The sequence below is a fragment of the Mycobacterium sp. BMJ-28 genome (genome assembly GCF_054404835.1).
In genome coordinates, this window is record NZ_CM136783.1 from 3290331 (window position 1) to 3302710 (window position 12380).

General features: G+C 65.9%; 10 protein-coding genes. 2 read left to right on the forward strand and 8 right to left on the reverse strand.

Features of this window, described 5'->3' with window-relative positions; translation table 11 throughout:
• Window positions 1–25: 25 nt before the first annotated feature.
• The 7 genes from ACXPWS_RS16370 to ACXPWS_RS16400 all read right to left on the reverse strand — a co-directional run bounded on the left by ACXPWS_RS16370 (window position 26) and on the right by ACXPWS_RS16400 (window position 8980).
• Complete coding sequence (locus ACXPWS_RS16370; RefSeq protein ID WP_458707668.1) at window positions 26–1507, reverse strand: carotenoid oxygenase family protein; 1482 nt, start codon at window positions 1505–1507, stop codon at window positions 26–28.
• Window positions 1508–1568: 61 nt separating this feature from the next.
• Complete coding sequence (locus tag ACXPWS_RS16375) at window positions 1569–1913, reverse strand: PaaI family thioesterase (protein ID WP_458713565.1); 345 nt, start codon at window positions 1911–1913, stop codon at window positions 1569–1571.
• A gap of 119 nt (window positions 1914–2032) precedes the next feature.
• Complete coding sequence (locus ACXPWS_RS16380; RefSeq protein WP_458707669.1) at window positions 2033–3811, reverse strand: class I adenylate-forming enzyme family protein; 1779 nt, start codon at window positions 3809–3811, stop codon at window positions 2033–2035.
• Window positions 3808–5004: a thiolase family protein gene (locus ACXPWS_RS16385; protein ID WP_458707670.1), complete on the reverse strand. Its 1197-nt coding sequence runs from the start codon at window positions 5002–5004 to the stop codon at window positions 3808–3810. Before ACXPWS_RS16385 ends, ACXPWS_RS16380 begins: the two co-directional genes overlap by 4 nt.
• Window positions 5005–5008: 4 nt before the next feature.
• Window positions 5009–6448, reverse strand: coding sequence for an aldehyde dehydrogenase family protein (locus ACXPWS_RS16390; RefSeq protein ID WP_458707671.1), 1440 nt, complete (start codon window positions 6446–6448; stop codon window positions 5009–5011).
• Window positions 6449–6803: 355 nt separating this feature from the next.
• Window positions 6804–7739, reverse strand: a complete 936-nt coding sequence (locus ACXPWS_RS16395) for a winged helix-turn-helix transcriptional regulator (protein WP_458707672.1) — start codon at window positions 7737–7739, stop codon at window positions 6804–6806.
• 47 nt (window positions 7740–7786) lie between these two features.
• The gene (locus tag ACXPWS_RS16400) at window positions 7787–8980 is read right to left on the reverse strand and encodes a thiolase family protein (protein WP_458707673.1); all 1194 of its coding nucleotides are present in this window, start codon (window positions 8978–8980) and stop codon (window positions 7787–7789) included.
• Window positions 8981–9079: 99 nt separating this feature from the next.
• Here ACXPWS_RS16400 and ACXPWS_RS16405 point away from each other — a divergent pair, with 99 nt between their 5' ends.
• Both ACXPWS_RS16405 and ACXPWS_RS16410 read left to right on the forward strand, forming a co-directional pair.
• Complete coding sequence (locus ACXPWS_RS16405; protein ID WP_458707674.1) at window positions 9080–10708, forward strand: class I adenylate-forming enzyme family protein; 1629 nt, start codon at window positions 9080–9082, stop codon at window positions 10706–10708.
• Window positions 10705–11685: an NAD(P)H-dependent flavin oxidoreductase gene (locus ACXPWS_RS16410; protein WP_458707675.1), complete on the forward strand. Its 981-nt coding sequence runs from the start codon at window positions 10705–10707 to the stop codon at window positions 11683–11685. The genes ACXPWS_RS16405 and ACXPWS_RS16410 overlap by 4 nt, the downstream gene beginning before the upstream one ends.
• 564 nt (window positions 11686–12249) lie before the next feature.
• Here ACXPWS_RS16410 and ACXPWS_RS16415 read toward each other — a convergent pair.
• On the reverse strand, window positions 12250–12375 hold the full coding sequence (locus ACXPWS_RS16415) for a type II toxin-antitoxin system Phd/YefM family antitoxin (RefSeq protein ID WP_458707676.1): 126 nt from the start codon (window positions 12373–12375) through the stop codon (window positions 12250–12252).
• Between the last annotated feature and the right edge of the window lie 5 nt (window positions 12376–12380).

Genomic DNA, 12380 nt, shown 5'->3' on the forward strand with positions numbered 1-12380 from the left:
TTGCCGACCGGGCTATTTGGATGCGCTAGCCCGGTGGGTGAGCGAGCTGGTCTGCGCGGACCCAGCACGCGTGAAATCCCGAAGGAACCCGTTGCGGGAGCAGCACCCGGGCCACGGGACCGGCGTCGACATTGTTGGCGTCGAAGATGTCGATCTCGCCGCGCCCGTTTGCTTCGTCGTTGACGAAGCAGACGAGGTAGCCGTCGGTCTCGCCTGTCGAGGCGTCGCGGGGGGCGAAGGGGGCTTCGGACCCCCAGCGCCCGGCCCCGAACTTGTGCTCGACAGTGACACCGGTCTGGGAATCGAATCGGGTGAGCCCGTCGAACAAGAGGGTCGGCTCGGTGCCCAGGCTCACGTTGTAGGAGTATCGGTGCGGTTTGCCCATGATTCGTGCATCGACGCTGGGGAATTCGACGTTGGCGTCGTCGAGTTCGGTCTCGATAGTCTGGCCGGTCCTGAGGTTGAACTGATAGCGGTAAAGCTGGGCATCGAGACGCATATAGGCCAGCATGTTCGACAGCGGTGAGGCGAAAGTTGTTTGGTGCTGCGGGTTCTTGACTCGGCACACGTCCATGATGATCTCCTCGCCGTGCTCCCACGAGTTGACCACGTGGTAGATGTAGCACGGCTTGGCCTCGAACCATGTCACGCGAGATGCGTCACCGTGGCGCGGGATCACCGCGAAACGCGAAACGAGACTCTGGTCATAGAAGATGCGGTATTTTCCGGCGCGGCGCGCGTCCTGATCCTGGACGAGCGGCAGATCCATCAACACGGAGTAGTTCGCGGTGATCGCCATGTCGTGGGGTAGGCGCGGCGCGGGCAGCTCGATGTGGGCCAGGTGTGACTGTCGCCCGTCGGCGCCGATGACGCCGTAGCGCAGATAGTTCATGTCGGGGCCGTAGTCGAACCACATCAGCTCACCGGTGTCTTCATCGACCTTCGGATGAGCCATCATGTCGCCGGCGAAGGTGCCCAGAAAGTCTTGTGCGCCCAGCGTTCTCAGCGACAATGGGTCAACGCCGTAGGGTTGTCCGCACAGATACCAGGTCGCGAGGACCTGCCCGCGGTGATAGATGACGTCGGTGTTGGCCCCGTCCTTGATGCCCAGGCCGTGGTTGTTGCCGAACGGATTGTCCTTCGGGTCCTCCATCAGTCCGGTCCACAGCGCCCGGCCCTGCGCCGACTCCTGCGCGAAGGCGCGAGTCTGGACATACCGGTTGCGGTAGCGCACTTTCCCGTTCTCGAAGTGCGCAGCGTGGATCATTCCGTCGCCGTCGAACATGTGGTACCGGCCAGGGGCGTCGAACTGCCGGTTCGGGCCGTTGCGCAAGTAGACGCCGTTGAGGTCTTTGGGTATCTCTCCGATCACCGGCAGGTCATCGAGGGTGAGCTCGTCGCGCACGGGTGCGAACACGCCGAGCAGATACGGGTTTTCCGTGGTCGCGTCGAGCGGACGCGCGACCGCGACCGGCTCTCCGGCAGGGGGTTGAAGGCGGGCGGTCATGTGTTCGTCCTTTCCGAGTGCCATGCTGTCGTTGAGAGTGCAGCGGTGGTGCACCCTGATATCAGGGATAGAGAACCAGTTGTGTACAACGGAATAACGCCACAGTGCGTGCATCGGCGGTCTGGACTGTTGCGTCCCAGATCTGGGTTCGGCGCCCGCGATGTAGCGGACGCGCCGTCGCGGTGACTACCCCGGTACGCGCTGTTCCCAGATAGTTCGTTTTGAGCTCAATGGTGGTGAATCCTGAGGCGCCGGTGGGCAACGACAGGCGCGTTCCGATACCGCAGGTGGTGTCGGCGAGCCCCACGACCGTCGCTGCGTGCAGGTAGCCGTTGGGGGCGAGCAGCTCCTCACGGATCGTCAATGCGCCGATGACTGAGTCCTTGGAGGCCTGGGTGATGCGCATGCCCAACAGGCCCGGCAGCCTGCCTGCGAGCAAGTCGGTCAGGTCCTCGACGAGTCCGTCACCGTGACCACTCGGGGTGGAGCGCGGCCCAGCCACTGCGCCGATGTCGTCTGCGACCATCAACGCACCCGGGTCTTGATCTCGTCGCGCAGTTCACGGCGGGCGAGTTTGCCGACTGGGCTGCGCCGCAGCTCGGTCACGATGACTAACATTTCGGGCAGCTTGAAGGACGCGATCTGTTGCTCGCGCAGGTAGTCGACGAGCTGGGTGAGCGTTGGGGCCTGACCGCCGGCAGCAACGACCACCGCGCAGCATTTCTCACCGAGGACATCGTCGGGGTAACCGACGATGGCCACATCGGCCACGGCGGGATGCTCGATGAGTAGGGCCTCCACCTCGGCGGGGCTGATGTTCATTCCGCCTCGGATGACGATCTCCTTGGCACGGTCGACGAACCTCAGGTATTCACCGCCGGCGCCGCACATCTCGAAGACGTCGCCGCTGCGCAGATATCCGTCGTCGTCGAAGGGGCTGGTGTCGGCGGTGCCTGCCAGGTAGCCGGCGAAGATCGTCGGGCCCTTGATGCGGAGCTCGCCCCGAGCGCCGACCCCGGTCACCGGCACGCCGGCTTCCAGACCCACCAGACGGATGTTGGTCCGTTGGGCGACAGGGCTGACCCACGACCGTGCGGGGGTGGCGTAGTTCGGCAGGTACTGTGCGCGCATCTGTGGATCCGGAATGTCCTCGGCGGTGCCGAGCAGGCAGACACCCTCGTTGGACCCGAAGAAGTTGATGACGTCGATCCCGAGGTCGTTGTGCCAGTGTCGGACCATCTCGACCGGCAATGGGGCACCGCCGGCTCCCACTTTCTGCAACGACGATAGGTCGAATTCGGGACGACTGCCGTGTTGGGTCAGCATCGTCATGACGGCCGGTGCCATCGCAGCGTGGGTCACCCGGTAGCCCCTGATCTGGCGCAGCAGCAACGTCACGTCGAGGGGGTGGTGCTGAACGAGATGAGCGCCGCCGAGCAGCCAGGGCAACAAGCCAGTCGCTAGGCCGGCCATGTTGACCATCGGGAACAGGGACATGATCACGTCCTGGGGTCCCACGTTCATGCCGTCCTGGACCACCTGGGCGATCGCCAGCCAGTCACCGTGGCATCGGGGCACCCCCTTGGGCGTCGCTTCGGTGCCGCTCGTCCAGCACACGGTGATGCAGTCGTTGCTCGAGCGCGGCAGTTCGTCGCACAGGGATCGAACACCCTGTCTGGCGGCGGGGTCGGCCAGCGGTCCATCGAGGGACACGCAGCCAGGGGTGAACCCCTCCCCGAAGGTGAACACCATTGTTAGACACATGAGTTCGGCGGCGATCGAACATGCTTCGTCGGCGGTCCTGCGGCCGTTGAAGGCGCGGACCGTAATCAGTGCGACAGCCGCGGAGCTCGCCGCGGCACGACCGATCTCCCGTCGCCGGTAGGACATCGGCAGGGGCGAGGCAATCGCACCGATCCGCCACAGCGCGAGATAAGTGGCCGTCAAGACGACGCTGTTGGGCAACACCACGATGACCACGTCTCCTGGACCAACTCCCGCGCCGAACAGCTTCGCCGCGATGTCATCGGCGCGGGCATTGAGTTCACTCCAGGTCAGACTTTCGGTGGGAATGCCGGCTAACGTCATCAGATTCGGCGGATCACTGACAGCGCGAGTGTGGGCGCGGGTCCGCACGTGGTGGTCGAACAGGTCCAGAGTCGTCTCCGGACGCCACCAGCCGCGTTGCAGGTAGCTGGCCGCCACCGCGGGTGGGTGGCAGCCCCGCAGGGGGGCGCGGGTGGTGGAGTCGTGGTACGCCACCGGCTTGCTGGGGCCGGTGTGCGGGTCGATCGGGTGGTTCACCGTTTCCGCCGGATGACGACGGCGGCGCCCAGCCCCAGCGCAGCCGGAACGGTGACCAGCGCGTACTGCCCGTCGATCTGGGCCAGCTGGTCCACGGCGTTGACGAGCAGGACTGCGCCGCCCGCGCCGAGTGGATGTCCGGTGGCCATCGACCCGCCCCTTCGGTTGATCAGCTCGGGGTTCAGCCCGAGTTCGTGCGCGATCAGCAGAACCGAGGCCGCGAACGATTCGTTGGCTTCGACGACGTCGAGCACGGCGGCGGTGATTCCGGCGTTGCTGATTGCTTGAGTGGCCGCCCTCGCCGCGGCGGTGAGCAACGGGGACCGCACCGCGGCCTGCGCCACGCCGACGATTTCTGCTATCGGTTCCCGACCAAGGGTTTGCGCCGCCCGGCGGTTTCCCACGACCACGACGGCAGCGGCGTCGGCAAGCTGCGGTGCGGTCGCGGCAGTGTGCAGCCCCGGACTTGGCCGCGCGCTGCCGGGGAGCCGTCGAGCGACCCTGTCCCAGGCCGGGTCGTCGCCAAATAACACCGGCAGCTCGGCTAGTGAGGCGGCGGTCACGTCCGGTCGGGCGCCTTCGTCCGCCGCCAGTACGGTCACCCCGCCCGCACAGACCGGTACGACCGATCCGGTGGGCGGGCTCAGCAGTGCCCGCTGATGCGAGCGTAGGGCTGCAGCATCGAGATCGGCTCGCGTGAAGCCGAATTCGGCCGCCGTGAGGTCCGCCGAGACACCGATCGGGACGTAGCCGGTGCGTTCCCCGAGCGTGTCGTCGTAGGCGAACGTCGGCTTGTCGGACAGCATCGGGACCCGCGACATCGATTCGACGCCGCCGGCTACGACGACGTCGGCGACACCGGCGGCCACCTTAGCTGCGGCCGACTCCACCGCATCCAAACCAGAACAGCACAGTCGTCCCACGACCCCGGCGGGCACTTCGTCAGGCCAACCGGCCCACAGGACTGCCGACCGCGCGACGTTGCCGCCCTGATCCCCCACCGCCGTACTCGTCCCGATCAGCACGTCGTCGACCACATGCGCCGGCAGTCCTCGCTGTCGCAGCGCGCTGAGCAGTTGACCCAGGAGTTCGTAGGCGGGTACGTCGGCCAGGGTGCCGCCGTGGCGGCGCACTCTGGCTTTCGGCGTGCGGACCGCGTCATAGAGGTAGACGCCCCGGGCAAACTGTGACATTGGGCTATGCCTCGACCTGGCGGCGATCCTGAATGACCCGGAATCGTCCCGCCACGAAGGACTCGTCGGTCAGTGTGGCGTTCCCGGCCGGATTGAGCCCTGTTACGTGGTAGTCGCTGTACGCGGCGGCGTACTGCATCGGCATCGAGGAGACGAGGTTGGCCGACAACGACGCTCCGGCGTCGGCGTAGGCGTCGGCGGTCTCGTCGATGATCGCGCCGTCAGTGCAGTAGAGATAGGAGCTGATGGCTCCGTGCGATCGGATGCTGGTCGTGGCGTGATCGACCGCAGCCGCGTGGTCTGCACAGTCGATGAGATAGGCGACCGGCCCGAACTGTTCGCCGTCGGGCAGGTCGTCACCCCGGCGTGGGTCGACTCGGATGAGCGCGGGGGTGGTGGTGCGCGCCTGCGGATAGCTCGGGTGCTCATAGGGTTTCGGCCCGCGCACCAAGGTGCCTGCGTCCTCGGCGCGCGAGGCGAGCGCTTCCACGGTGCGGAGAGTGTTCTCCGACTGCAGAGCACCGCAGACGGCCGCCGCACGCCGCGGTGCAGCTCCGAGGTCATCGAGCGCCGATGCTAGTGCTGCGACGAATTCTTCACGCCCAATGGCGCCGTCGGCGGTACGCACCCCGCGATCGGGAACGTAGATGTTCTGGGGTGTGGTGCACATCTGCCCGGAAAACAGTGACAACCCGCCGGCGAGTGTGTGGATCAGCGCTGCGGGGTCCTCGGCCGAATCGACGATGACGGTGTTCACGCCAGCGGTTTCGGTGAACACCAAGGCATTGGCGGCGTGCTGTTCGAGCCACGAGCCGAATGTCGGGCCGCCGGTGAAGTCGACGATGCGCACCGCGGCATCGGTGGCCAGCGCTGCGGTGATGGGGTGGTAGGCGGTGTCGACGACCAGCTGCACGGCGTCGGCGGGTAATCCGGCTTCGGTGAGCACCTCACGCAGGACGCCGATCGCCAACGCGGTCGCCAGTATGGACGTCGGATGCGGTTTGACCAGGACGGGGTTGCCGGTGGCGAGGTTGGCCAGGATGGCTGGATAGGCGTTCCACGCCGGGAACGATGCGCAGGCGACGACCAGCGCGATGCCCAGCGGGCGAGTTCGGTAGCGTTTGTGCAACCTCACCTCGGACTTGCCAAACCTCTGCTGCCACTGCACGTTTTCCGGTATGCGCGTCATCGCCGACCACGCCACGGCGAGTGCTTCCAAGCCCCGATCCAAGGCGTTCGTTCCGCTGCCCGTACACGCCATGTTCAGGCTCTGGCCGGTGGTGTGTGACGTCGCCGCGGCGACCTCGTCTCCGCGTTGGTGGATGCGGTGCAGGGCTTCCAGTCCCACTCCGACCCGGACGCTCGCCGTGGTCTCGCGAAGCGCCCTTGCCGCCGTCGAGGCGGCCGCGATGGCTTGGGCCCGCGACGGGGCACTGTAGCTCACATTGAGTGCCTTGCCGGTATACGGCGACACCTCGCGCGCGGAGATTGCATTAGACGCCGGTGCGCAATGCTCTAGCGTCACACCGTCATAGGAGCTGATGATCGCTTCGGCCCGCGCCGGCTCCGGTGCCGTGATCGGCGAGAAGCCGGTCCAGGCGGCCCGAGTGCGGTTGGCCTCCGTTGCGTCGCGAAGAAGGTCGCGATGATTGTCAAAGAACATGGACGTTCACTCCGATATCCGAGACTCTGCAGAATCCGCGGTTGATCACCGCCGAATTCACTACGTTAAATGAAGTGAATCAGTTGCATGGAGCTTTTGCAACCGGCCGTCTGCGGATCAGCCACGTCGCAGCCGGTCAGGAAGCCGGGTGGCCCTCGAAATGCACGGATGTGCGCGTCATTGCGGCGTCGCATCCGCGACAACGCAGCGCCGGGATCAACGACGTCGCGTCGCACAGCCGATGACGCAGGCTCAAACCCAGTCCGGTGGTGCTCGGGTGGGCGCGCTGCGTCCAGGCCAGCTGGAAGGCGAAGATCGGAAAGAGCGCGCGGCCGCGCGGCGTCAGCGCATACTCGCGCTCATCGTCGCCGCGGGTCAGCATCTGTACGTCAGTCAGTCTCATCAGGCGGTCGCTGAGCGTGGTCGGTGAGATCTTCAGAGTCGACTGGAATTCGCCGAATCTGGACACCCCCGACAGCGCCAGTCCGGTGACCAGGGCACTCCATCGATCTCCTACGGCCTCCATGACCTCGGTGAATTGCAGGTCGGCTCGGTGCAACTGGGGGTCTGCGCGCGTCAAGCGGCGCCGGCTGCTGCGCCCGGCGAGTATCAGTGAGCTCGAATCCATCTCCACGTCGGCGTCGCGGGCCTTGACGGTGTGGTTGCAATGCCGACACATCAGTTCCGGGGGTCCGCGGTGACCGCAGTCCAGGTGCACCAATTCTGGCTGCAGAACACCGTCTGGTGACCACTCCCGCTGCCACCACCAGACGCTGACCAGGACTTCCCAGGTCGCGACGCCGAGGTCGGTGAGCAAGTAGTCGTGGCGGTCCAGCCCCGCCGACCGGGGCTCGCGCACCATCAGCCCCGCCTCGACCAGCGCGTTGAGACGCGACGTCAACACTGCTGGGGGCGCGCCGGTCCGGTCGATCCATTGGCTGAACCGGCGGATGCGGGCGATGAATGCTTCACGCAGGATGGCCATGGTGAGCCGGTCCCCGAGTAGGTCGATCGTCTGCGCAATCGGGCTCGACAACCCACGCCCGTCGCCCACACCTTCGACCACGGCCATATTGCCCCACCTCCCGGCGGTGATCGGCGCCTCTGGCGGTGGCCGCCTCACGCCTCGACCACGATAGCGATCCCCTGTCCTACGCCGATACACGCGGCAGCGACACCGATGCCGCCACCTCGCCTCCGCAGGGAACGCAGGCAGTCGACGACGATCCTGGCGGCCGACCCACCCAGCGGATGCCCCATCGCGATGGCACCGCCTCCCGGGTTCACCCGGTCGAGGTAAAGTCCAGGCAGTTCGTCGATACACGCCAGGACCATCGCGGCGAACGCCTCGTTGAGTTCGAGGACATGGACGTCGGTCAGACTCAGCCCGGCGCGCGAGAGTGCCTTGCCGATCGCCGACACCGGGGCCAGCGCGAACCGCTGCGGTTCGACGCCGACCACCGCCGAGGCGACGATACGACCCAGCGGCTGAACCCCGCAGCGGCGCACGACCTCCGCGGTGGCCACCAGCGTCGCCACCGCACCATCGCTTAACGGAGACGAATTGCCGGCCGTCACGGTTCCCGTGTCGGAGAACGCCGGCCGCAGGGCCGCCATCGCCTCGGAGTCGGGATCGCGGATCGACTCGTCGCGGGGCAAACCATCCCGGACCAGCACGAATCCGTCGTGGTCGCCGTTGGCCCACGCCTTGCCTGAAAGGTGGTGGGACCGCAGCGCCCATTCGTCTTGCCGGGATCGCCCGATGCCCTTCTCCTGCGCGATCAGCTCGGCTGAGCGGCCAAGAGTCTGGACCCAAGGGGCGGGGAAGCGGGGATTGACCATTCTCCAGCCGACCGTGGTCGACACCAACTCCAGCGCCCGCGGAAAAGCCCTGTCCACGGGCGGAACAACGAACGGTGCTCGGCTCATGCTCTCCGAGCCACCCGCGATCACCACGTCGGCGTCGCCGGCCACGACGCGGTGTGCCGCCGACACCATCGCTTCGGCGCCCGACCCGCAGAGTCGGTTGACCGTCACTCCCGGCACAGTGACCGGCAATCCAGCCAACAGCGCTGCCATCCGAGCAATGTTGCGGTTATCCTCGCCCGCGCCGTTGGCGTTTCCCCAGACCACCTCGTCGATGTGGGCAGGATCCAACCAACGATGGCGGCCAACCAGTTCGGTGATCGGCATGGCCGCGAGGTCATCGGCACGAACCCCCGACAACGCACCCCGCGCCGCCCCGAACGGCGTCCGCACCGCGTCAACGATCCAGGCGGTTCGGTCATCGGACTCAATGATGGATTGCGCCATGACGCCGTTCCTGCCTCTCTCTGCCGATCGCGAGGCGCAATTTGCCAATAGCGAACCCAGCCCTGTTTACTTCAATAAGTGTAGCCTGAAGGGAGCGGTGTGAAGTCACTCAACGAGGTCCTGGCGTCCGCCGCGGACCGCTTCGGGGCGGCGATCGCCGTCGAAGATGCCGACGGTGCACTCACCTACGCCGATCTCGCCGACCGCGTTCAGAGGTTGGCGCGTGGACTGCGCGACCAGGCCCTGACACCGGGAAGCCCGGTGCTGGTGTTGCTGCCCAATTCGGTGGCCGCCATCGAAGTCGACCTTGCGCTGGCGGTGGCCGGACTGGTTCGGGTCGCACTGAATCCCCGTCTGGGCCCCGACGAATGGAACGCGATCAGGCTGGACTGCCAAGCAGCGGCGCTGATCGTCGACCCCCGAATTGAGGGAGCCCCGGAGTTGGTCCGTCGTACTGCAGCGCCGACTTACGTCTCGGCCCCAGCAAGCGTGCACCCCGATTCCGGGAGATGCTCGCTTGAGGACCTCATCACCGCCACAACGGGATCCGGACCGGCATTGCCGACTCCCCACCCAGAATCGTTGTGCGCGTTGCATTACTCGTCGGGCACGACCGGTACGCCCAAGGGCGCACAACGCACCCACGCGAACCGGTTGTCGTCGCTGCACGCGATGCGTCGGCACGTCCTGGCTCCCACTCTCGACCCCACCCAACCCGCGGTATTTCTGCACGCGGGACCCGTCATCCACACAAGCGGCCTGTTCGTCTTGCCCATCCTGGAGCTAGGCGGGCGCCAGGTGCTCCTGGATCATCCCCGGCCGACGCAGATCATCGACGCGGTCAGCACCACCGGCGCCACCCATACAGCGCTGGTACCAACTGTTGTCGCGCGCCTACTTGACTTCGATGATCACACCCTGGCTCCGCTGCGTGGGTTGCGGATGCTCGCCTACGCCGGTGCCCCGATGCCGGCCGAGCACATCCGCCAGGCACACCGCCGGATCACCCCAAATTTGGTGCAGTACTACGGAATGGTCGAAGCCATCCCGCCGTTGACCGTGCTCGACGCCGCCGCTCACCGTCGCGGAATCACCGAGAAGCCCGAGCTCCTCGCATCTGCTGGCACACCCTGTGACGGCGTCCACATCGAGTTTCACGATGACCACGGACCCGTACCCGATGGCGCGATCGGTGAACTCGTGGTTTCCGGGCCTGCCGTAAGCGCCGGCTACCACAATCCGGATGGCCGCGAAGACCTCGCCAAGACACACATCGGCGGTCAGTTACGGTCAGGTGATCTCGGCTTCCGCTCACTGGACGGTTACATCTACCTCACCGGCCGCAACAAGGACATGATCATCACCGGCGGCTACAACGTGTACCCCCGCGAGGTCGAGGAAGCAATCGCGGGCATCGAGGGGGTGGCCGACGTGGTTGTCGTCGGGCTGCCGGATTCGCTTTGGGGACAGCGGATCGTCGTCGGGTTCACCGTAGCGCCGGATGCCACCGTCACCGACGATCAAGTCCTCGCGCGCAGTCGCCAACGCCTCTCTGACTTCAAGCGTCCCAAGGCGGTTCACCGCCTGGTATCGCTACCGCTGACCGCGATGGGCAAAGTCGACCGCACTCAAGCAACGCTACTACTCGCCGCCTACGACCGAACACCCTCTGACGCAGCATTATTGAGTGTGCCGTGCCTCACCGAGAAGCCTCAGGACGCACTGTGACCGAACCGCTGCAAAGCCGCCTGCGGCTGCCCGTGATCGCCGCCCCCATGTTCCTCGTATCGGGGCCAGAACTGGTTACCGCAGCGTGCCGCGCCGGAGTCATCGGCTCCTTCCCCACCCAAAACTGCCGCACAGTCGAGGATCTCGACCGCTGGATGGGATCGATCACCGACGATCTCGCGACGCCGTCATCGAGCACTGCGGCGCCGTGGGCGGCCAACATCGTCACCCACAGCAGCAACGCCCGACTCGGTGAAGACCTTCGACTGATCGCAACCTACAAGCCGGAACTCGTCATCACCGCCCTCGGCTCGCCCGGACCAGTGATGGAGGTGGTCAAGGGATACGGCGGCACCGTGATCGCCGACGTGGTGAACATGAAGCTGGCACGAAAGGCCGCCGCCGTCGGCGTCGATGGTTTGGCATGCGTGTCAGCCGGCGCCGGTGGCCACACCGGGCACCTCTCCCCCTTCGCGTTCACCTCAGCAGTCCGGGAGTTCTTTCACGGCACGCTCATCCTCGGTGGCGGGATCAGCGACGGACACGGAGTCGCCGGCGCAGTCACCGCAGGCGCCGACCTGATCTACATGGGAACCCGATTCCTCGCCGCCGCCGAAAGCATGGCCCAGCCCGACTACAAACAGATGATCGTCGACAGCGGACCCGACGATCTCGTGATCAGCTCGGCCATCACCGGAACGCCAGCCTCCTGGCTGAGACCCAGCCTGGTCGCCAATGGACTTGACCCTGAACACCTACCACCGCTGGCGAAGCACAAGAACTACACCGCTGGAGACAATGCAATCGCCCGTTGGAAAGACGTGTGGGCCGCCGGACAGGGACTGCAAACGATTCGCGCCATCGAATCCGTGGCCGCCATTGTCGACCGGATCGAATCCGAATACCAGCAGGCCATGCGTCGGGCCGCGACACTCACCCGCACCGCTGCAGTCGATCGCCACGACTCGGATATTTGACTCCTACAACGAGTTTCGAAACAATGCAGCCACAAGATGAGGATCATGGGCACCAGCGAAACGACCCAGAACGTCGGCCCTCGCCTAGCGGCGCAACCCTACCGGTTCGCCCAGGTCGGGTCGGACAACAGTCGCAACCAGACCCCAGATCTGGTCAGGGGTTGTCAAAGCTGTCGGTCGACGTTGCGGCCCTGTTCGGCGTCTGCACCATTCCGGCCGAGGCTAAATATGCGGCCTTTGGGGAGGACGTGGCCGCGAAGCCACCCCTTTCATGGCCCGATTGACCGGCCTCGCCTCGACCATGGCGGGGTTGTCGCGTGCTATCCACGAGTGGCGCTGCGTACACCTAGGCGCTGAGCTGATTCACCGGAACCGATTTGATTGCAACGCTTCCCGGCTCGATTTATCTGCAACTGGGCGGTCCCAGCCGTCGGGTACGGGCCGTGACGTGCAATCGTGATCTGCAATTCGGAATGCTGGCCGACGGCGTGATCGCACGGCCGATGCGGGCTGACCCATGAGGCCGGAGTGCGCGAAAGGCGGTCGCGATCATCGTCGCGCCGTCTAGCGACGGTCCGCAGGCCACGGGGCCAGCACCGCAACGGGGCGCCCGCGCCGGGTGATGACGAAAGTCTGCCCTCGTTGCACCGCATCGATGACTGCGCCGAAATGTCGGCGCAGTTCGGTCATACCGA

Coding starts and splice junctions, on each gene's coding strand:
- ACXPWS_RS16370 (WP_458707668.1), bottom strand. CDS start 1,507: ATGACCGCCCGCCTTCAACCCCCTGCCGGAGAGCCGGTCGCGGTCGCG.
- ACXPWS_RS16375 (WP_458713565.1), bottom strand. CDS start 1,913: ATGCGCATCACCCAGGCCTCCAAGGACTCAGTCATCGGCGCATTGACG.
- ACXPWS_RS16385 (WP_458707670.1), bottom strand. CDS start 5,004: ATGTCACAGTTTGCCCGGGGCGTCTACCTCTATGACGCGGTCCGCACG.
- ACXPWS_RS16395 (WP_458707672.1), bottom strand. CDS start 7,739: ATGGCCGTGGTCGAAGGTGTGGGCGACGGGCGTGGGTTGTCGAGCCCG.
- ACXPWS_RS16400 (WP_458707673.1), bottom strand. CDS start 8,980: ATGGCGCAATCCATCATTGAGTCCGATGACCGAACCGCCTGGATCGTT.
- ACXPWS_RS16415 (WP_458707676.1), bottom strand. CDS start 12,375: ATGACCGAACTGCGCCGACATTTCGGCGCAGTCATCGATGCGGTGCAA.